This window comes from Pseudomonas sp. LS2P72, from assembly GCF_054897865.1.
In genome coordinates this window covers 6,029,152-6,048,615 of record NZ_CM142708.1, presented here as the reverse complement: position 1 = coordinate 6,048,615, position 19,464 = coordinate 6,029,152, and the positions used below count along the sequence as shown (strand labels likewise).

Annotated in this window: 16 protein-coding genes and 3 tRNA genes; 18 read left to right on the top strand and 1 reads right to left on the bottom strand. The window is 57.5% G+C overall.

Features of this window, described 5'->3' with window-relative positions; translation table 11 throughout:
* Window positions 1-75: 75 nt before the first annotated feature.
* The 17 genes from rlmE to ACYZUA_RS27700 all read left to right on the top strand — a co-directional run bounded on the left by rlmE (window position 76) and on the right by ACYZUA_RS27700 (window position 16,031).
* Window positions 76-705: a 23S rRNA (uridine(2552)-2'-O)-methyltransferase RlmE gene (gene rlmE, locus ACYZUA_RS27780; protein WP_008005470.1), complete on the top strand. Its 630-nt coding sequence runs from the start codon at window positions 76-78 to the stop codon at window positions 703-705.
* A 202-nt stretch (window positions 706-907) separates the two neighbouring features.
* Entirely contained in the window at window positions 908-2,818 is a 1,911-nt protein-coding gene (gene ftsH / locus ACYZUA_RS27775; protein WP_033053619.1) for an ATP-dependent zinc metalloprotease FtsH, read from the top strand.
* Window positions 2,819-2,826: 8 nt separating this feature from the next.
* Window positions 2,827-3,678 (top strand): dihydropteroate synthase, encoded by an 852-nt coding sequence (gene folP, locus ACYZUA_RS27770; protein WP_461961400.1) that lies wholly within the window; start codon window positions 2,827-2,829, stop codon window positions 3,676-3,678.
* Between the two features lie 16 nt (window positions 3,679-3,694).
* Complete coding sequence (gene glmM / locus ACYZUA_RS27765) at window positions 3,695-5,032, top strand: phosphoglucosamine mutase (protein ID WP_461961399.1); 1,338 nt, start codon at window positions 3,695-3,697, stop codon at window positions 5,030-5,032.
* A 66-nt stretch (window positions 5,033-5,098) separates the two neighbouring features.
* On the top strand, window positions 5,099-5,854 hold the full coding sequence (gene tpiA, locus ACYZUA_RS27760) for a triose-phosphate isomerase (protein ID WP_461961398.1): 756 nt from the start codon (window positions 5,099-5,101) through the stop codon (window positions 5,852-5,854).
* Between the two features lie 4 nt (window positions 5,855-5,858).
* Complete coding sequence (secG, locus tag ACYZUA_RS27755) at window positions 5,859-6,242, top strand: preprotein translocase subunit SecG (RefSeq protein ID WP_017336473.1); 384 nt, start codon at window positions 5,859-5,861, stop codon at window positions 6,240-6,242.
* A gap of 22 nt (window positions 6,243-6,264) precedes the next feature.
* Window positions 6,265-6,350 (top strand) — tRNA-Leu (locus tag ACYZUA_RS27750).
* Window positions 6,351-6,446: 96 nt separating this feature from the next.
* Window positions 6,447-6,523, top strand: a tRNA-Met gene (locus tag ACYZUA_RS27745).
* 139 nt (window positions 6,524-6,662) lie between these two features.
* Window positions 6,663-7,121, top strand: coding sequence for a ribosome maturation factor RimP (gene rimP, locus ACYZUA_RS27740; protein ID WP_010463487.1), 459 nt, complete (start codon window positions 6,663-6,665; stop codon window positions 7,119-7,121).
* Between the two features lie 47 nt (window positions 7,122-7,168).
* Window positions 7,169-8,650: a transcription termination factor NusA gene (nusA, locus tag ACYZUA_RS27735; RefSeq protein ID WP_008024459.1), complete on the top strand. Its 1,482-nt coding sequence runs from the start codon at window positions 7,169-7,171 to the stop codon at window positions 8,648-8,650.
* Between the two features lie 27 nt (window positions 8,651-8,677).
* Window positions 8,678-11,206, top strand: coding sequence for a translation initiation factor IF-2 (gene infB / locus ACYZUA_RS27730; RefSeq protein WP_461961397.1), 2,529 nt, complete (start codon window positions 8,678-8,680; stop codon window positions 11,204-11,206).
* Window positions 11,207-11,365: 159 nt separating this feature from the next.
* Window positions 11,366-11,767, top strand: coding sequence for a 30S ribosome-binding factor RbfA (gene rbfA, locus ACYZUA_RS27725; RefSeq protein ID WP_008149016.1), 402 nt, complete (start codon window positions 11,366-11,368; stop codon window positions 11,765-11,767).
* Window positions 11,768-11,770: 3 nt separating this feature from the next.
* Window positions 11,771-12,688, top strand: coding sequence for a tRNA pseudouridine(55) synthase TruB (truB, locus tag ACYZUA_RS27720; RefSeq protein ID WP_461961396.1), 918 nt, complete (start codon window positions 11,771-11,773; stop codon window positions 12,686-12,688).
* A gap of 117 nt (window positions 12,689-12,805) precedes the next feature.
* The gene (gene rpsO, locus ACYZUA_RS27715; protein ID WP_003176135.1) at window positions 12,806-13,075 is read left to right on the top strand and encodes a 30S ribosomal protein S15; all 270 of its coding nucleotides are present in this window, start codon (window positions 12,806-12,808) and stop codon (window positions 13,073-13,075) included.
* Window positions 13,076-13,272: 197 nt separating this feature from the next.
* Window positions 13,273-15,378: a polyribonucleotide nucleotidyltransferase gene (gene pnp / locus ACYZUA_RS27710; protein WP_461961395.1), complete on the top strand. Its 2,106-nt coding sequence runs from the start codon at window positions 13,273-13,275 to the stop codon at window positions 15,376-15,378.
* 138 nt (window positions 15,379-15,516) lie between these two features.
* A tRNA-Thr gene (locus ACYZUA_RS27705) sits at window positions 15,517-15,589 on the top strand.
* A gap of 136 nt (window positions 15,590-15,725) precedes the next feature.
* Window positions 15,726-16,031 carry a DUF6388 family protein gene (locus ACYZUA_RS27700; RefSeq protein ID WP_461961394.1) on the top strand — a complete coding sequence of 102 codons (306 nt, stop codon included), beginning with the start codon at window positions 15,726-15,728 and terminating at the stop codon, window positions 16,029-16,031.
* 50 nt (window positions 16,032-16,081) lie between these two features.
* Here the strand turns inward: ACYZUA_RS27700 and nadC are convergent, their stop codons facing one another.
* Window positions 16,082-16,930, bottom strand: coding sequence for a carboxylating nicotinate-nucleotide diphosphorylase (gene nadC / locus ACYZUA_RS27695; protein ID WP_461961393.1), 849 nt, complete (start codon window positions 16,928-16,930; stop codon window positions 16,082-16,084).
* A 283-nt stretch (window positions 16,931-17,213) separates the two neighbouring features.
* Between nadC and ACYZUA_RS27690 the strand changes: the two genes are divergently transcribed.
* Complete coding sequence (locus ACYZUA_RS27690; RefSeq protein WP_461961392.1) at window positions 17,214-19,424, top strand: DUF1631 domain-containing protein; 2,211 nt, start codon at window positions 17,214-17,216, stop codon at window positions 19,422-19,424.
* The last annotated feature ends 40 nt before the right edge of the window (window positions 19,425-19,464 follow it).

The following is a 19,464-nucleotide window of genomic DNA, read 5'->3' as shown; positions in this document are numbered from 1 at the left end:
AGCGGCGGCCAGTTTACCCGAGCGAGTCCGGGACCGCCCAGTTAATCACGACCCGTTTTATTTTCGAGGTGGCCCGTGGCCCGTTCCAAGACAAGCCTTAAATGGCTGCAAAGACATGTCAATGATCCCTATGTGAAGCAGGCGCAGAAGGATGGTTACCGCTCGCGTGCGAGTTACAAGCTTCTGGAGGTCCAGGAGAAATACAAGCTGATCCGTCCGGGTATGAGCGTTGTCGACCTGGGTGCGGCGCCCGGCGGCTGGTCTCAGGTCACAAGTCGGCTGATCGGAGGCCAGGGGCGCCTGATCGCCTCGGACATCCTGGAAATGGACAGCATTCCGGACGTGACTTTCATCCAGGGTGACTTCACCCAGGACGAAGTGCTTGCTCAGATCCTCGAAGCCGTGGGTAATTCGCAGGTGGACCTTGTGATTTCCGATATGGCCCCCAATATGAGTGGTACGCCCGAAGTGGACATGCCAAAAGCCATGTTCCTATGTGAGCTGGCTCTTGATCTGGCGGCTCGGATACTCAAGCCGGGTGGTAATTTCGTGATCAAGGTGTTTCAGGGCGAAGGGTTTGATGCTTACGTGAAGGACGCTCGTCAGAAATTCGACAAGGTCCAGATGATCAAGCCGGACTCTTCCCGTGGCAGTTCCCGCGAGCAATACATGCTGGCTTGGGGCTACCGCGGCCGTAGTGAGTAAATCGAGGTTTTTTGGCGGGTCGATAGGATTTTCGTATTTCGCCCCGTGGGAAATAGCGAATATTGTGTAGAAAGTGTTTCACAAAGGGTTACAGACGGCGCCTGCCAGAGCCGTAGGTAATGTAGTAAGTTAGGCCGGTGAATATCATGCGAAGCGCGCGCCATTAGCGGAGCTTGCTTCAGAGGGTAGTTAATTGAACGATATGGCAAAGAATTTGATCCTGTGGTTGATCATCGCGGCTGTCCTGGTGACAGTGATGAACAACTTCTCCAGCCCTAACGAGCCGCAGACCCTCAACTATTCCGACTTCATCCAGCAGGTCAAGGATGGAAAGGTCGAGCGCGTAGCGGTTGACGGCTACGTGATTACCGGCAAACGCAACGATGGCGACAGCTTCAAGACCATTCGTCCGGCAATCCAGGACAACGGTCTGATCGGCGACCTCGTGGACAACCATGTCGTAGTTGAAGGCAAGCAGCCTGAACAGCAAAGCATCTGGACTCAGCTCCTGGTCGCAAGCTTCCCGATCCTCGTGATCATCGCCGTGTTCATGTTCTTCATGCGGCAGATGCAGGGCGGCGCCGGTGGCAAGGGCGGGCCAATGAGCTTCGGCAAGAGCAAGGCGCGCCTGCTCTCCGAGGATCAGGTGAAAACCACCTTGGGCGACGTTGCCGGTTGTGACGAAGCCAAGGAAGAAGTCGGTGAGCTGGTCGAGTTCCTGCGTGATCCGGGCAAGTTCCAGCGTCTGGGTGGTCGCATTCCTCGCGGCGTGCTGATGGTGGGTCCTCCGGGGACCGGTAAAACGTTGCTCGCCAAAGCGATTGCAGGCGAAGCAAAGGTACCGTTCTTCACTATTTCCGGTTCCGATTTTGTCGAAATGTTCGTCGGTGTCGGTGCCAGCCGTGTTCGTGACATGTTCGAGCAGGCCAAGAAGCACGCGCCATGCATCATCTTCATCGATGAAATCGACGCCGTCGGTCGCCACCGTGGTGCCGGTATGGGCGGCGGTCATGACGAGCGCGAGCAGACTCTTAACCAGTTGCTGGTTGAGATGGACGGCTTCGAAATGAACGACGGTATCATCGTCATCGCTGCAACCAACCGTCCGGACGTACTGGACCCTGCGTTGCTGCGTCCGGGCCGTTTCGACCGTCAGGTAGTTGTTGGTTTGCCGGATATCCGTGGTCGCGAGCAGATTCTCAAGGTTCACATGCGAAAAGTGCCAATGGGTGACGATGTCGCTCCGGCCGTGATCGCTCGTGGTACCCCTGGTTTCTCCGGTGCCGACCTGGCTAACCTGGTGAACGAAGCGTCGTTGTTCGCTGCCCGTGCCGGCAAGCGCATCGTCGAAATGAAAGAGTTCGAATTGGCCAAAGACAAGATCATGATGGGCGCCGAGCGCAAATCCATGGTCATGTCCGAGAAAGAGAAGCAGAACACCGCTTATCACGAGGCCGGCCACGCTATTGTTGGGCGTGTTGTGCCTGAGCATGACCCGGTCTACAAAGTGTCGATCATCCCGCGCGGTCGTGCGCTGGGTGTGACCATGTTCCTGCCGGAAGAAGATCGCTACAGCCTGTCCAAGCGTGCATTGATCAGTCAGATCTGCTCGTTGTACGGCGGCCGTATTGCTGAAGAAATGACCTTGGGCTTCGACGGCGTCACTACCGGTGCGTCAAACGACATCATGCGTGCCAGCCAGATTGCACGAAACATGGTGACCAAGTGGGGCTTATCGGAAAAACTCGGCCCGTTGATGTACGCAGAAGAAGAGGGTGAAGTGTTCCTCGGTCGCGGCGGCGGTGGTCAGGGTGCAAGCTTCTCTGGCGAGACAGCCAAGTTGATCGACTCCGAAGTGCGTAGCATCATTGACCAGTGCTACGGCACGGCCAAGCAGATCCTGACCGATAACCGTGACAAACTCGACGCCATGGCTGATGCCTTGATGAAGTACGAAACGATCGACGCTGATCAGATCGACGACATCATGGCGGGTCGTACGCCTCGTGAACCTCGCGACTGGTCAGGCGGCACCGGTACCTCCGGAACTCCTCCGGTGGCACAGGATCCGCGTCCGGAAACACCGATCGGCGGTCCGGCTGCTGACGTTTAAGGTTTGAAATGACTTCTGTTCAGTCCTCGACCCGATTGCCTTGCGGCAATCGGGTTCTTGATTTGGCCCTGACGCACGTCATGGGTATTCTCAATGTCACTCCCGATTCCTTCTCTGATGGCGGTCAATATAGCCAGCTCGATGCGGCCTTGCGCCACGCTGAGGCTATGATGGCGGCCGGCGCGACGTTGATTGATGTTGGTGGGGAATCGACCCGGCCCGGCGCCAGGGTGGTTTCACCGCTGGAAGAGCTTGAGCGCGTAGCTCCGGTCGTCGAACGAATACACCGCGAGCTGGATGTAATTATCTCGGTCGACACTTCCACGCCAGCTGTCATGCGCGAAGCCGCACGACTGGGTGCGGGGTTGATCAATGACGTGCGCTCGCTGCGGCGCGATGGTGCTCTGGATGCGGCAGCAGCCACTGGCCTGCCGGTCTGTCTGATGCATATGCTCGGTGAGCCGGGCGACATGCAGGACAATCCGCAGTATCGGGACGTCACGAAAGAGGTGGGTGAGTTTCTCGCCGAGCGCATGGCTCAGTGTGCGTCGGTAGGAATTACAGCGGACCGGATCATCCTTGATCCGGGCTTTGGCTTCGCAAAAACCTTGCAACACAATCTAAGCTTGTTCAAGCATATGGAGGCTCTGCATGCCTTGGGGCGGCCTCTGTTGGTCGGGGTCTCGCGAAAGAGCATGATAGGTCAGGCATTGAATCGTCCGGTTGGTGAGCGTCTGCATGGTGGTCTGGCGCTTGCGGCGCTGGCTGCGGTCAAGGGCGCGCGTATATTGCGCGTCCATGATGTGGCCGAAACCGTCGATGTGGTGCGAATGATCGCCGCAGTGGAATCAGCCGAATAAGAATGATGGAGTACTTATGACTAAGAAATACTTTGGCACCGACGGCATCCGTGGTCGGGTTGGCGAATATCCGATTACGCCTGACTTCATGCTCAAGCTCGGCTGGGCTGCTGGTATGGCATTCCGCAAAATGGGCGCCTGCAAGGTGTTGGTGGGCAAGGACACTCGGATCTCCGGCTATATGTTCGAATCTGCGCTCGAGGCCGGACTTACGTCGGCAGGTGCCGATGTCATGCTCCTGGGTCCGATGCCGACACCGGCCATCGCCTACCTGACGCGCACCTTCCAGGCCGAAGCGGGCATCGTGATCAGTGCCTCGCACAACCCTCACGATGACAATGGCATCAAGTTTTTCTCCGGGAAGGGCACCAAGCTTCCTGATGAAGTCGAGCATATGATCGAAGAGTTGCTCGACACCCCGATGACCGTGGTTGAATCGAGCAAGATCGGCAAGGTATCGCGCATCAACGATGCTTCAGGCCGCTATATCGAATTCTGCAAAAGCAGCGTCCCGACCGGCACCAGCTTCGCGGGCCTGAAGATCGTGATCGACTGCGCTCACGGTGCGACCTACAAGGTGGCTCCGAGTGTATTCCGTGAGCTGGGAGCCGATGTCGTTGTGCTTTCTGCTCATCCTAACGGCCTGAACATCAATGAAAATTGTGGTTCGACTCATATGGAGCCGCTGCAAGCTGCCGTATTGGCCGAGCATGCTGATTTGGGTATCGCCTTTGACGGTGATGGTGATCGGGTTCAGATGGTTGATCATACCGGCACTGTCGTCGACGGTGATGAGTTGCTGTTCATCATTGCTCGCGACCTGCATGAGCGCGGCACGTTGCAGGGCGGCGTGGTCGGTACGCTGATGAGTAACCTGGGATTGGAATTGGCCCTGGCGGATCTGGCCATTCCTTTTGTGCGGGCCAATGTTGGCGACCGTTATGTAATTTCCGAGCTGCTGGAGCGCGATTGGATGGTGGGTGGTGAAAATTCGGGGCACATTGTTTGCTTCGACCACACCACCACCGGTGATGCGATCATTGCTGCATTGCAGGTATTGATGGCGCTGAAGACCCGCTCCGAGGGGTTGGCGCAATCGCGTCAGGCGCTGCGCAAGTGCCCTCAGGTACTGATCAATGTACGATTCGGCGGTGGTGCGAGCCCTCTTGATCATCCATTCGTCAAGGAGGCAAGCGAGCGCGTTACCAAGGCTATGGCTGGTCGTGGACGCGTGCTGTTGCGCAAGTCCGGGACGGAGCCGCTGGTACGGGTCATGGTCGAAGGCGAGGACGAAACACAGGTTCGCGGCTACGCCGAAGAGCTGGCAAAACTGGTTACTGAAGTTTCTGCCTGATTTCGGCTTGCCAGCCATGATTGTGTTGGGTAACATCTGCGCCCACTTTGACCGACGAGGTACAGCATGCGTCGCCCTATGGTAGCTGGTAACTGGAAGATGCACGGTACCCGCGCCAGCGTCGCTGAGCTGATCAATGGCCTTCGTCATCTGGCCTTGCCGAGCGATGTTGATGTAGCGGTATTCCCGCCTTGCTTGCATATCAATCAAGTGATTGATGGCCTGGAAGGAAAGTCGATTTCGGTCGGCGCGCAGAACTCTGCGGTGGAATCCATGCAAGGTGCGTTGACCGGTGAAGTTGCGCCGAGTCAGTTGGTGGATGCAGGTTGTTCCCTGGTGCTTGTCGGGCACTCCGAGCGCCGCCAGATAATGGGCGAGCAGGACGGAATGCTGATTCGCAAGTTCGCAGCGGCACAGGCATGTGGCTTGATTCCGGTATTGTGCGTAGGGGAAACCCTTGAAGAGCGCGAAGCTGGAAAAACTCTTGAGGTTGTCGGGCGTCAGCTAGGCAGTATCATAGAGAAGCTGGGTGTTGGTGTTTTTGCAAAGGCAGTAATCGCTTACGAGCCGGTCTGGGCCATTGGTACCGGGCTGACTGCTTCGCCGCAACAGGCGCAGGATGTGCATGCAGCCATTCGCGCTCAGTTGGCGGTAGAGAATTCTGAGGTCGCACAAGGTGTGCGGCTTCTATACGGCGGCAGCGTGAAGGCGGCCAATGCGGTCGAACTGTTCGGCATGCCGGATATCGATGGGGGGCTCATTGGTGGAGCTTCCCTGAATGCAGATGAGTTCGGTGCGATTTGTCGCGCCGCGGGAAACTGAAAAAATGCTGGAAACAGTCGTAGTCGTTTTTCATCTGCTGGGTGCATTGGGCGTAGTTGCTCTGGTATTGCTGCAGCAGGGTAAAGGTGCGGATGCTGGCGCGTCTTTCGGAGCAGGTGCTTCAAATACTGTGTTCGGAAGCCAAGGTTCCTCTACCTTTCTTAGTAAGTTTACTGCTATACTTGCCGCCGGTTTCTTCATAACCAGCTTAGGGTTAGGTTACTTTGCTAAAGAGAAGGCTCACCAGCTGACTCAAGTAGGTTTGCCAAATCCAGCAGTGTTGGAAGTTCCAAAGCAACAACCGGCTTCTGATGATGTACCGGTGCTTCAAGAGCAAAAGTCGGCTACTCCAGCGACTGACGTGCCTCCAGCTCAAGAGCAAAAGTAAGAAGGGTTTCAAACGTAGTATTGCCGAGGTGGTGGAATTGGTAGACACGCAACCTTGAGGTGGTTGTGCCCATAGGGTGTAGGGGTTCGAGTCCCCTTCTCGGTACCAATTATCAGGAGAGCCCGCTGTTGCGGGCTTTCTTGTAGGTGGAAGGTTACATTGACCCTGTCAGGGATCGGTCGTATACTTCCGCCCCAGCTTTGTCGCGGGGTGGAGCAGTCTGGTAGCTCGTCGGGCTCATAACCCGAAGGTCGTCGGTTCAAATCCGGCCCCCGCAACCAGTTTAAGGAGCCCCTTTTAAGGGGCTTTTTGTTAGCTGGACACTTTCAACGCCGCTGTTCGACGGCGTTTTCAAGGATGGGCGTTTCGCCCATTTTTTTATTTTGCACAGCATGCACATACATGCACGAGGGGGTTCAGGTGTCGAGCAAGCTAGAAGAGTTGCAGGCCTTGCTGGCCCCGGTGGTCGTGGCCCTAGGCTATGAATGCTGGGGTATTGAGTTTTCGGCTCAAGGTCGCCACTCAATGTTGCGCGTTTATATTGATAAAGAGGGCGGCGTGCTGGTGGACGATTGTGCCATTGTCAGCCGTCAGATCAGCGGTGTTCTGGATGTTGAAGATCCAATCGCCGTTGAATACACCCTTGAAGTTTCCTCGCCTGGCATGGAACGCCCACTGTTCACTATTGAGCAGTTTGCAAAATTTGCCGGTGAACAAGTGAAGATCAAGCTGCGTTCGCCTTTTGAAGGCCGACGCAACTTTCAGGGCCTTCTGCGCGGTGTAGAAGAGCAGGACGTCGTGGTGCAGGTAGAAGACCATGAGTTCCTGTTGCCGATCGATATGATCGACAAGGCCAACATTATTCCCAGTTTTGACTGAGACGCGGATCCCGCGGATCCAATGGCTTGCGAAAGGCGAGGCGTACGATGAGCAAAGAAGTACTGCTGGTTGTTGAGTCGGTATCCAATGAAAAGGGCGTACCGGCAAACGTAATTTTTGAAGCGCTGGAGCTGGCTCTGGCCACTGCTACCAAAAAACGTTTCGAGGACGAAGTCGATCTGCGTGTGGAAATCAATCGCCACACCGGTGCTTACGAGACATTCCGTCGCTGGACGGTCGTCGAAGAAGCAGACCTGGACGATCCGGCCATCGAAACCTGGCCGAGCAAGGTTGCAGAAACGCATCCTGGTGCTCAGGTTGGCGATGTAGTCGAAGAAAAGATCGAATCCATCGAGTTCGGCCGCATCGCCGCACAGACTGCCAAGCAAGTCATCGTGCAGAAAGTTCGCGAAGCCGAGCGCGCTCAAGTCGTTGATGCCTATCGCGAGCGCCTGGGAGAAATCATCTCCGGCACCGTGAAGAAAGTAACCCGCGACAACGTGATCGTCGACCTGGGCAACAACGCTGAAGCGTTGCTGGCTCGTGAAGACATCATCTCTCGCGAAACTTTCCGGGTTGGCGTGCGTCTGCGTGCGCTGCTCAAGGAAATCCGCACCGAGAACCGCGGCCCGCAGCTGATCCTGTCGCGTACCGCGCCGGAAATGCTGATCGAGTTGTTCCGCATCGAAGTGCCGGAAATCGCTGAAGGCCTGATCGAAGTAATGGCTGCGTCCCGTGACCCGGGTTCGCGCGCCAAGATCGCGGTCCGCTCCAAGGACAAACGCATCGACCCGCAAGGCGCTTGCATCGGTATGCGCGGTTCGCGCGTCCAGGCAGTGTCGGGTGAGTTGGGCGGTGAGCGTGTGGACATCGTCCTGTGGGACGATAACCCGGCTCAGTTCGTGATCAATGCAATGTCGCCGGCTGAAGTGGCGGCAATTATCGTTGACGAAGATGCCCATGCAATGGACATCGCCGTTGGCGCAGACAATCTGGCTCAGGCCATTGGTCGGGGTGGTCAGAACGTGCGTCTGGCTAGCCAGTTGACTGGCTGGACCCTGAACGTGATGACCGAATCGGACATCCAGGCTAAGCAGCAAGCAGAAACCGGCGACATCCTGCGCAACTTCATCGACGAGCTGGAAGTCGACGAAGACCTGGCACAGGTGCTGGTAGATGAAGGCTTTACCAGCCTGGAAGAGATTGCCTACGTACCGTTGGAAGAAATGCTCAACATCGACGGCTTTGACGAAGAAACCGTCAACGAGCTTCGCGCTCGCGCCAAGGATCGTTTGTTGACCAAAGCCATCGCTACTGAGGAAAAGCTGGCAGACGCCCATCCGGCCGAAGACCTGCTCTCGCTTGAGGGTATGGACAAGGATTTGGCGATGGAACTGGCGGTGCGCGGCGTAATTACCCGCGAAGACCTGGCCGAGCAGTCTATTGACGATCTGCTCGACATCGACGGCATTGACGATGATCGTGCCGGCAAGTTGATCATGGCCGCCCGAGCCCACTGGTTCGAGTAATTAGGCGCGGCCTGAGGAGAGAAGTGCATGACGCAAGTCACGGTGAAACAACTGGCCGATGAGGTCAAAACACCGGTAGAGCGCCTGTTGCAGCAGATGCGTGAGGCAGGTCTGCCGCACACCGCCGCCGATGAAGGTGTGAGCGATAGTGAGAAGCAGTCTTTGCTGACTCACTTGAAGAGCAGCCACAAGGCGAAAGTGGAAGAACCGCGCAAGATTACATTGCAGCGCAAAACCACCAGCACCCTGCGTGTTGCTGGCAGCAAAAGCATCAGCGTTGAAGTGCGCAAGAAGAAAGTCTTCGTACAGCGCAGCCCGGAAGAAATCGAAGCCGAGCGCAAACGCGAACTGGAAGAACGTCGCGCAGTAGAAAATGCTGCACGTCAGAAGGCTGAAGAAGAAGCCAAGCGTCGCGCCGAAGAAGAAGCGCGTCGCCAGCCTGCTGCTGCGCAATCCGTTACTAACGGCGCCGTTGCAGCACCTGCTGCAGTTGCCGAGCCAGTACGTGAAAGCGCGCCGGTTGTGGCTGCTGCACCAGCGCCGTCTGCCGATGTTCGCAACAAGCAGAACGAACAGCGCCGTCCGGACAAACCACGTGCCGACGATAACAGTCGTCGTGGCAGTGGCGATGGCGAGCGCAAAAACGCTCCGCATCGTGCTTCGGTCAAAGAAAAAGCGCCTGCTCCACGCGTTGCCCCACGTACCACCGACGAAGAAAGCGATGGCTTCCGTCGTGGTGGTCGCGGCAAGGCCAAGCTGAAGAAACGCAACGCTCACGGTTTCCAGAGCCCAACCGGCCCTGTCGTGCGTGATGTGCAGATTGGCGAGACCATCACTGTTGGCGATCTCGCCCAGCAGATGTCGGTCAAGGCTGCTGAAATCATCAAGTTCATGTTCAAACTGGGCACTCCAGCGACCATCAACCAGGTACTGGATCAGGAAACTGCTCAGCTGGTAGCCGAAGAACTGGGCCACAAAGTGACCCTGGTCAGCGACACTGCCCTGGAAGATTCCCTGGCCGAGTCCCTGAAGTTTGAAGGTGAGACGTTCTCCCGTGCACCGGTTGTGACCGTAATGGGCCACGTTGACCACGGTAAAACCTCGCTGCTCGACTACATCCGTCGTGCCAAGGTTGCTGCTGGCGAAGCCGGCGGTATCACCCAGCACATCGGTGCGTACCACGTTGAAACGGATCGCGGCATGGTCACGTTCCTCGATACCCCGGGTCACGCTGCGTTTACCGCAATGCGTGCCCGTGGCGCCAAGGCGACCGACATCGTGATCCTGGTCGTTGCAGCGGACGACGGCGTAATGCCGCAGACCATTGAAGCGGTCCAGCACGCCAAGGCTGCCGGTGTTCCACTGGTTGTTGCAGTGAACAAAATCGACAAGCCGGGCGCTGATCTCGATCGCATCCGTAGCGAACTGTCGGTTCACGGCGTGACGTCGGAAGAGTGGGGCGGCGACACCCCGTTCGTATCGGTTTCGGCGAAAGTCGGTACTGGCGTGGACGAGTTGCTCGAAGCTGTTCTGCTGCAAGCTGAAGTTCTGGAACTGAAAGCGACGCCTTCGGCTCCTGGCCGTGGCGTCGTGGTTGAATCGCGTCTCGACAAAGGTCGTGGCCCGGTTGCAACCGTTCTGGTTCAAGACGGTACCCTGCGCCAAGGCGACATGGTGCTGGTCGGTTCGAACTATGGCCGTGTACGTGCCATGCTCGACGAGAACGGCAAGCCAATCAAGGAAGCCGGTCCTTCCATCCCTGTCGAGATTCTCGGCCTGGACGGTACCCCGGACGCTGGCGACGAGATGAGCGTGCTGTCGGACGAGAAGAAAGCCCGTGAAGTGGCTCTGTTCCGTCAAGGCAAGTTCCGCGAAGTCAAGCTGGCCCGTGCTCACGCCGGCAAGCTGGAAAACATCTTCGAAAACATGGGCCAGGCAGAGAAGAAGACGCTCAACATCGTCCTCAAATCCGACGTCCGTGGTTCGCTGGAAGCGTTGAACGGTGCCTTGAACGGCCTGGGTAACGACGAAGTGCAAGTGCGTGTTGTCGGTGGCGGTGTCGGTGGTATCACCGAGTCCGACGCCAACCTGGCACTGGCCTCCAATGCTGTACTGTTCGGCTTCAACGTGCGTGCCGATGCTGGCGCTCGCAAGATCGTCGAGCAGGAAGGTCTGGATATGCGTTACTACAACGTGATCTACGACATCATCGAAGACGTCAAGAAAGCCCTCACCGGTATGCTGGGCAGCGATGTTCGCGAGAACATCCTGGGTACCGCTGAAGTGCGTGACGTGTTCCGTTCGCCGAAGTTTGGCGCGATCGCCGGTTGCATGGTTATCGAAGGTGTTGTTCACCGTAACCGTCCAATCCGTGTACTGCGTGAAGACATCGTTATTTTCGAAGGCGAGCTGGAATCCCTGCGCCGCTTCAAGGATGACGCTTCCGAAGTACGTGCCGGCATGGAATGCGGTATCGGCGTGAAGAGCTACAACGACGTCAAAGCTGGCGACAAGATCGAAGTCTACGAGAAGGTCCAGGTTGCTCGCAGCCTCTAACTCGCGCACTTCAAGGGCCACGGCGAGCCACCGCATGCAAGTGCGCGGCACGGCGTCAGGACTCTAAACGCAACGCCCGGTCTGGCTTTTGTCAGGCCGGGCGTTTGCCGCTTTCAGACCCTTCGGGTTTCACCGTGGGGCAGTAACAGGTAACAAGACATGGCAAAAGAATACAGCCGTACCCAACGTATCGGCGATCAGATGCAGCGTGAGCTGGCACAGCTGATCCGTCGTGAAGTCAAAGACCCGCGCGTCGGCCTGGTCACCATTACCGCTGTTGAAGTCAGCCGTGACGTCGGTCACGCCAAGATCTTCATCACCGTGATGGGGCAGGACAACGCCGAAGATATCGCGCAAAGCATCAAGGTGCTCAACTCCGCCGCCGGTTTCCTGCGCATGCAGTTGGCTCGCGAAATGAAGTTGCGCAGCGTTCCGCAGCTGCACTTCCACTACGACGAAAGCGTCGTGCGTGGTGCTCATCTGTCGGCATTGATCGAACGTGCAGTAGCTGAAGACAATCAGCATCCGGTTGCGGCAGAAGCCGAAGACACCAAGGAGTAATCGGTGGCTCAGGTCAAACGTATCCGTCGTAACGTCAGCGGCATCATCCTGCTCGACAAGCCACTGGGGTTTACCTCCAATGCGGCGTTGCAGAAGGTTCGCTGGTTGCTGAACGCCGAGAAGGCCGGGCACACCGGCAGTCTCGATCCGCTGGCCACCGGCGTGTTGCCGTTGTGCTTCGGTGAAGCCACCAAGTTCTCGCAATACCTGCTCGACTCCGACAAGGCTTATGAAACCCTGGCACAACTGGGCAAGACCACCACCACGGCCGATGCCGAGGGTGATGTTTTGCTGGAGCGCCCGGTGACCGTTGGTCGCGCCGATGTCGAAGCGGTACTGCCGAATTTTCGTGGGCAAATCAGTCAGATACCGCCCATGTACTCGGCGCTCAAACGTGATGGCCAGCCGTTGTACAAGCTGGCCCGGGCAGGTGAAGTAGTGGAGCGCGAACCGCGTTCTGTTACTATTGCGCGCTTGGAATTACTGGCCTTTGAAGGTGATACTGCGCGGCTTGCAGTGGATTGCACCAAAGGTACCTATATCCGCACCCTGGTGGAGGATATCGGTGAGCAACTCGGTTGTGGCGCTTACGTTGCTGAACTGCGACGCACCCAGGCCGGGCCTTTCACGCTGGCCCAGACGGTCACGCTGGAAGAGTTGGAAGCGGTACATGCCGAAGGCGGCAACGAAGCGGTCGACCGCTTTTTGATGCCATCGGATAGCGGCCTGCTGGATTGGCCTCTGTTGCAGTTCTCGGAGCACAGCTCGTTCTACTGGCTTAACGGCCAACCGGTACGAGCCCCGGATGCACCGAAGTTCGGCATGGTACGGGTACAGGATCACAATGGTCGCTTCATCGGTATCGGTGAAGTGAGCGAGGACGGGCGCATCGCGCCACGTCGACTGATTCGGTCAGAATGACCGGACGAGGGTGGCTGTTAACAGGCACGGTCACTACTCATTTTTAGATACAGGGATTTGTCCCTGGCCTGTTGAAGCTGTTTCTTTGAAACAGTTTCCTGATAAAAGGATTGCCTCATGGCTCTCGACGTTCAAGAAAAAGCTCAAATCGTAGCTGACTACCAGCAAGCTGTTGGTGACACTGGTTCGCCAGAAGTGCAAGTTGCACTGCTGACCCACAACATCAACAAGCTGCAAGGTCACTTCAAGGCCAACGGTAAGGATCACCACTCCCGTCGTGGTCTGATCCGCATGGTAAACCAGCGTCGTAAGCTGCTGGACTACCTGAAAGGCAAGGATCTGGGTCGTTATCAGGCTCTGATCGGTCGCCTGGGTCTGCGTCGCTAATAAGCGATTGCGCTAGAGGTTGGTTGTCTGTCGTACGTCAGTGGGTTTCCCGCTGGCGCATGGCAGGCTCCCAGCCTCAAGTTTTATCTGGATACCTGCTTTACCTGGACAATGACAGTCGGGCCGATTCCCGGCGTTGCCCAAGAATTTCGCAAGAAGACAAGTTCCCCAAGAGCCACAAAAGAAGGTAGGACACCGTGAACCCGGTAATCAAAAAATTCCAGTTCGGTCAGTCGACCGTTACCCTCGAGACTGGCCGTATCGCCCGTCAGGCCTCCGGCGCAGTATTGGTCACCGTTGACGACGACGTCAGCGTATTGGTGACTGTGGTCGGCGCCAAGCAAGCCGATCCAGGCAAGGGCTTCTTCCCTCTGTCTGTTCACTACCAGGAAAAAACTTACGCTGCCGGTAAGATCCCTGGCGGTTTCTTCAAGCGTGAAGGCCGTCCTTCCGAGAAAGAAACCCTGACTTCCCGACTGATCGACCGTCCGATCCGTCCGCTGTTTCCAGAAGGCTTCATGAACGAAGTGCAGGTTGTCTGCACCGTCGTTTCCACCAGCAAGAAGACCGATCCGGACATCGCTGCGATGATCGGTACCTCGGCTGCGCTGGCGATCTCCGGCATTCCTTTCGATGGCCCGATCGGCGCTGCCCGCGTTGCGTTCCACGAAAGCACCGGCTACCTGCTGAACCCGACTTACGAGCAACTGAAAGCGTCGAGCCTGGACATGGTCGTTGCCGGTACTTCGGATGCTGTTCTGATGGTTGAATCGGAAGCCAAAGAGCTGACCGAAGACCAGATGCTGGGCGCGGTACTGTTTGCTCAAGACGAATTCCAGGTTGTGATCAACGCCGTTAAAGAACTGGCTGCCGAAGCTGCCAAGCCAACCTGGGCCTGGGCTCCACAACCAGAAGCTACCGCTCTGCTGGGCGCTATCCGTGCCGAGTTCGGCGACGCGATCTCCCAGGCTTACACCATCACCATCAAGGCCGACCGTTACGCTCGTCTGGGCGAACTGAAAGACCAGGTGGTTGCCAAGCTGTCCGGTGAAGAAGGCCAGCCGACTTCCGCTGAAGTCAAAGCTGCTTTCGGTGAAATCGAATACCGCACCGTTCGCGAAAACATCGTTAACGGCAAGCCACGTATCGACGGCCGTGACACCAAGACCGTACGTCCGCTGAACATCGAAGTTGGTGTTCTGCCGAAGACCCACGGTTCGGCTCTGTTCACCCGTGGTGAAACCCAGGCTCTGGTTGTTGCAACTCTGGGCACCGCCCGTGACGCACAGCTGCTGGACACCCTGGAAGGCGAGAAAAAAGACCCGTTCATGCTGCACTACAACTTCCCTCCGTTCTCGGTAGGTGAGTGTGGTCGCATGGGTGGCGCTGGTCGTCGCGAAATCGGTCACGGCCGTCTGGCCCGTCGTTCGATTCAGGCCATGCTGCCTGCTGCCGACGTGTTCCCGTACACCATCCGTGTTGTGTCGGAAATCACCGAGTCCAACGGTTCGAGCTCCATGGCTTCGGTCTGTGGCGCTTCCCTGGCGCTGATGGATGCCGGCGTTCCGATGAAGGCACCGGTTGCCGGTATCGCCATGGGTCTGGTTAAAGAAGGCGAGAAATTCGCCGTCCTGACCGACATCCTGGGTGACGAAGACCACCTCGGCGACATGGACTTCAAAGTAGCGGGTACTGCCAAAGGCGTTACCGCGCTGCAGATGGACATCAAGATCAAAGGCATCACCGAAGAAATCATGGAAATCGCTCTGGGCCAAGCCCTGGAAGCGCGCCAGAACATCCTCGGTCAGATGAACCAGATCATTGCTCAGTCCCGTACCGAGCTGTCGGAAAACGCTCCGACCATGATCGCGATGAAAATCGACACCGACAAAATCCGTGATGTCATCGGTAAAGGCGGCGCGACCATTCGTGCGATCTGTGAAGAGACCAAGGCTTCGATCGACATCGAAGACGACGGCTCGATCAAGATCTTCGGCGAAACCAAGGAAGCGGCTGAAGCTGCACGTCAGCGCGTTCTGGGCATCACCGCAGAAGCTGAAATCGGCAAGATCTACGTCGGTAAGGTTGAGCGCATCGTCGACTTCGGCGCATTCGTCAACATCCTGCCTGGCAAGGACGGTCTGGTTCACATCTCGATGCTGAGCGACGCTCGCGTAGAGAAAGTGACCGACATCCTGAAAGAAGGCCAGGAAGTGGAAGTACTGGTACTGGACGTGGACAACCGCGGCCGTATCAAGCTGTCCATCAAAGACGTAGCAGCAGCCAAGGCTTCGGGTGTTTAATCACTCCCACGCCTGACCGCTTCAACGTTGTAAAAAATGCCCCGCAGTGAAAGCTGCGGGGCATTTTTTTGCCTGCAAAAAAATGAGACGAGTCATGAAGTTGCCTGACCCCAAAGTCAGTGCTAGGTTTAGCCCACTGCCCGTGTAGCTCAGTTGGTAGAGCAGCGCACTCGTAACGCGAAGGTCGCAGGTTCGATTCCTGTCTCGGGCACGAGCGACACGTTGTTTTCAGATGATCCCGAATGGTTCTGAAGGCCAGATAAACCGGGCTTCAAACGGTTTTTTGCGTCAGAGAGATCCTTGATGATCCAGATCCATCTTCCATTCCCCAGATCAAAGAGAACGCCATGACCGTTAAAGAAATGACCCAAGAAGCCAGACACGCAGAAGCGCTGAAGAAGTACTTGCTGGATACGCCCCAGCTAGCCGAAGAGATCAAGGACTTGCCCGCCGACGATCAGAAAGACCAGATCCAGTGGGCATTCGAGGATGAGGCAGAGTCTCAGGGCTTGCAGCCGTGGGAGCTGACGCTCAAGTACACCTCAACCCCTGAAGAGTTCGAGGCTGCGCGCCTTGTTCTGCACAAGGAGGCTGCCGAGGTGTTGGGCGTCGAGTGGGAAGAGTACTGCGAGATGAATAATCTGGTGGTCTGATAAAAACGCCAGCCTCACGAGGCTGGCGTTTTTCATTCACACCGGCGTAATCAAAGGCTCAGACGCATCGACAGATCGACAGCCTTCACATCCTTGGTCATCGCACCAATCGAGATGTAATCCACCCCGGTTTCGGCGATCGGCAGCAGCGTGCTTTCGTTGATACCGCCGCTGGCCTCCAGTTTCGCCTTGCCGCCGTTCAGGCGCACGGCTTCGCGCATGTCATCCAGACTCAACTCATCGAGCATGATGATGTCGGCACCGGCCGCCAGGGCTTCCTTCAGCTCCTCCAGGCTTTCCACTTCGATCTCCACCGGTTTGCCCGGGGCGATCTTGTGCGCGGCCGCGATAGCCTCAGGAATGCCACCGCAGGCGGCGATATGGTTTTCCTTGATCAGGAAGGCGTCGTACAGGCCGATGCGGTGGTTATGGCACCCGCCGCAGGTCACGGCGTATTTCTGCGCCAGACGCAGCCCCGGCAAGGTTTTACGGGTGTCGAGCAACTTCACCTGAGTCTCGGCCACGTAATCCGCCAGGTATTGCGCGCGCGTGGCCACGCCAGAAAGCAATTGCAGGAAGTTCAGGGCACTGCGTTCGCCCGTCAGGAGCGAGCGCGCCGGGCCTTCGAGGTGGAACAGCACCTGATTGGGTTTCACCCGCTCGCCATCGCGCACCTGCCAGTGCACCGCAACACGTGGGTCCAGCTGCCGAAACACTGCATCAACCCAGGCTGTGCCGCAGATGACGGCAGCGTCGCGGGTGATGATCGTGGCTTTGGCCAAGCGTTCGGCCGGGATCAGCTGTGCGGTGATGTCGCCGCTGCCGATGTCTTCGAGCAACGCACGGCGCACGTTGGCTTCGATTTCAGCGGTCAAATCGGCGAGACGTAGATTCGGCATAACGGACTCCACAAACAAAGTGGCCCGATTATAGGGCCATGGCGCTGGGCAACCCAAGGCATCAGAGGCAGTTCCATTGCTCTGAAACCTGCATTTGGTCGATTCGCCTGAGCAATCGGCTCTAAGTTGGCGTCTGCCATAGGCGTCTATTTCAATGGGAAACGCAGAGTCTGCTGGTAGAGGGGACATCTTTTGCAAGATAATCCGCCTTGCTTTTGACGTCATGGCTTTGACGTGGATCTGGATTGACGACTTCGAAGACTCACCTTTTCAGGAGGCCTGAATGCACAACGACGGGAATGTAGTGCCTTTACACAAGGTCGCTACCGACCAGGCGACTCACTCGCCGCTCGCCCGCCTGCCTGTGATTCTGCTTCAGGTTCGCGACAAGGCCGCTCAACAGCTCAGGCATGGCTTGCAGGAACTGTTCGATAACGCCGACGACACACTGTTCGAAATGGCCGACCGGGCCCGCAATGACGTCGAACAGAACCTCTTCTTCGAAGCCATGCGCGACTTGCGCCTCAAGCGTAAAAACATCGAGCGCGGCTTTCTCGAACAATTCTTCGAGGCTTTTGTCAGCCTCACCCAGTACGACATCACTCAGTCTGCCTTGCCCCAGGCGTTGGCCTTCGACGCCTCGGTGGCGCTGCCCGATGAAGACATGGAGCGCAGCGTGGCAGTGGAGGCGATGGTCAGCAAAGTGCTGACCCGCGACGGCTTCGCCCTGGAGCAACTGACTGCCCGACTCAGCGCACTGCTGGGCAGGGAACTGCTCGATCGGCACAACCCCATGGGGCCGGCGATGCTCTGCGAATATTTTTTGCAGGCCGGGCGTAACCTGGGGGTGGAGATCAAGGTCAAGCTGATCATCCTCAAACTGTTCGAACGCTATGTGCTCAGGGATGCCAGTCAGCTCTACGCCGAAGCCAATCAATTGCTGGCTGCCACCGGTGTTTTACCCGACCTTAAGCCCGCCCCTGCGCGTCGGGCCACGGATCGTGCGGCTGCCGGCGTCGCAATTGATCCCGGACAGGCCAGCACTCGCGTCGGTGGCCCGCCGATCGACGACAGCGTGCAGGAAGTCTTTGCGGCGTTGCAGGAGCTGCTGTTTCACGTGCGTGGCAGTGTCGCGCCAACCCTTGAAGCCAGTGCCCGGACACAGCCGATTTCCACCCGTGACCTGATGCGCCTGCTCTCGCACTTGCAGCAATACGTGCCGGTGCCGGCAGCCCAGGACGACTTCGATCTGCGAAACCAGCTCGAACAACTGCTGACCCGGGTCAGCGTCAAAAGTGGCAAGTCACGCGTGGTTGGGGTGGCTGACGAAGACGTGATCAACCTGATCGCCATGCTCTTCGAATGCATCCTCGATGACCGCAACCTGCCGGATTCGCTCAAGGCCTTGATCGGCCGATTGCAGATCCCAATGCTGAAAGTGGCGGTGCTCGACAAGAGCTTCTTCAGCCGCAGCAGTCACCCGGCCCGACGCCTGCTCAATGAAATCGCCACCGCAGCCATGGGCTGGGGCGAGTGCGATGACCATGAGCGCGACAGCCTGTATCTGCGCATCGAGCAAGTGGTGCAACGGTTGCTGAACGATTTTGTCGATGATCCGGCGATCTTTTCCGAATTGCTCGCAGATTTTCTCGCCTTCACCAGCGACGAGCGCCGTCGCAGTGAGCTGCTGGAGCAACGTACCCGTGACGCCGAAGAAGGCCGCGCCAGGACTGAGCTAGCCCGCCAGCGCGTCGAACAGGTGCTGAATCAGGCCTTGATGGGCAAAGTATTGCCGCAGCGGGTGGTGGTGTTTGTCCAGGAAGCGTGGAGCCAGGTGTTGCTGCTGACCTGTCTCAAGCACGGCGATCAGTCGGCCGAGTGGCACGCCGATGTGCAGTCCATGGAGCAATTGATCTGGAGTGTGCAACGTCATGATGAATCCGATGCGAGCCTGCGCTTGTTGGCGCTGGTGCCTGGGTTGCTCAAATCGTTGCGCGACGGGCTGAGCAGTTCGGCCTTCGATCCGTTTGCCACCGGCGAATTTTTCAGTGAGCTGGAAGCATTGCACGTTCAGCTGTTCGAACGTCCAGCGCAAAAGCTTGAACAGTCTGTCGATACCCCGGTAATGGTCGAAGTGCTGCAGGAGGTCGTCCTGCGAACTGCCGACGAAGGGCCGGTCGATACGGCGTCAGTGCGCCTGGCGGAGGACGATGCCGGTCTGCTTCAGGTTGATCATCTGCGGTTGGGGTGCTGGGTCGAATTTCAGGAAGACGAGGAAAACACCCCTCGCTGCAAGCTGGCGGCGATCATTGAAGCCACCGGCAAGTACATTTTCGTCAATCGCACCGGAATGAAAGTGCTGGAGCGCAGCCGCACCGGCCTGGCGCTGGAATTTCGTCGTGGCGCGGTGCGCGCGCTGGACGACACCTTGCTGTTCGACCGGGCGCTGGAGTCGGTGATCGGCAATCTGCGGCGCCTCAATCGCGGCAAGTGATCGCGCCCCGAGGGTCTATCGCGGCATACTGGGCGCCAAC

Coding starts and splice junctions, on each gene's coding strand:
- ftsH (WP_033053619.1), top strand. CDS start 908: ATGGCAAAGAATTTGATCCTGTGGTTGATCATCGCGGCTGTCCTGGTG.
- folP (WP_461961400.1), top strand. CDS start 2,827: ATGACTTCTGTTCAGTCCTCGACCCGATTGCCTTGCGGCAATCGGGTT.
- glmM (WP_461961399.1), top strand. CDS start 3,695: ATGACTAAGAAATACTTTGGCACCGACGGCATCCGTGGTCGGGTTGGC.
- tpiA (WP_461961398.1), top strand. CDS start 5,099: ATGCGTCGCCCTATGGTAGCTGGTAACTGGAAGATGCACGGTACCCGC.
- secG (WP_017336473.1), top strand. CDS start 5,859: ATGCTGGAAACAGTCGTAGTCGTTTTTCATCTGCTGGGTGCATTGGGC.
- nusA (WP_008024459.1), top strand. CDS start 7,169: ATGAGCAAAGAAGTACTGCTGGTTGTTGAGTCGGTATCCAATGAAAAG.
- infB (WP_461961397.1), top strand. CDS start 8,678: ATGACGCAAGTCACGGTGAAACAACTGGCCGATGAGGTCAAAACACCG.
- rbfA (WP_008149016.1), top strand. CDS start 11,366: ATGGCAAAAGAATACAGCCGTACCCAACGTATCGGCGATCAGATGCAG.
- rpsO (WP_003176135.1), top strand. CDS start 12,806: ATGGCTCTCGACGTTCAAGAAAAAGCTCAAATCGTAGCTGACTACCAG.
- ACYZUA_RS27700 (WP_461961394.1), top strand. CDS start 15,726: ATGACCGTTAAAGAAATGACCCAAGAAGCCAGACACGCAGAAGCGCTG.
- nadC (WP_461961393.1), bottom strand. CDS start 16,930: ATGCCGAATCTACGTCTCGCCGATTTGACCGCTGAAATCGAAGCCAAC.
- ACYZUA_RS27690 (WP_461961392.1), top strand. CDS start 17,214: ATGCACAACGACGGGAATGTAGTGCCTTTACACAAGGTCGCTACCGAC.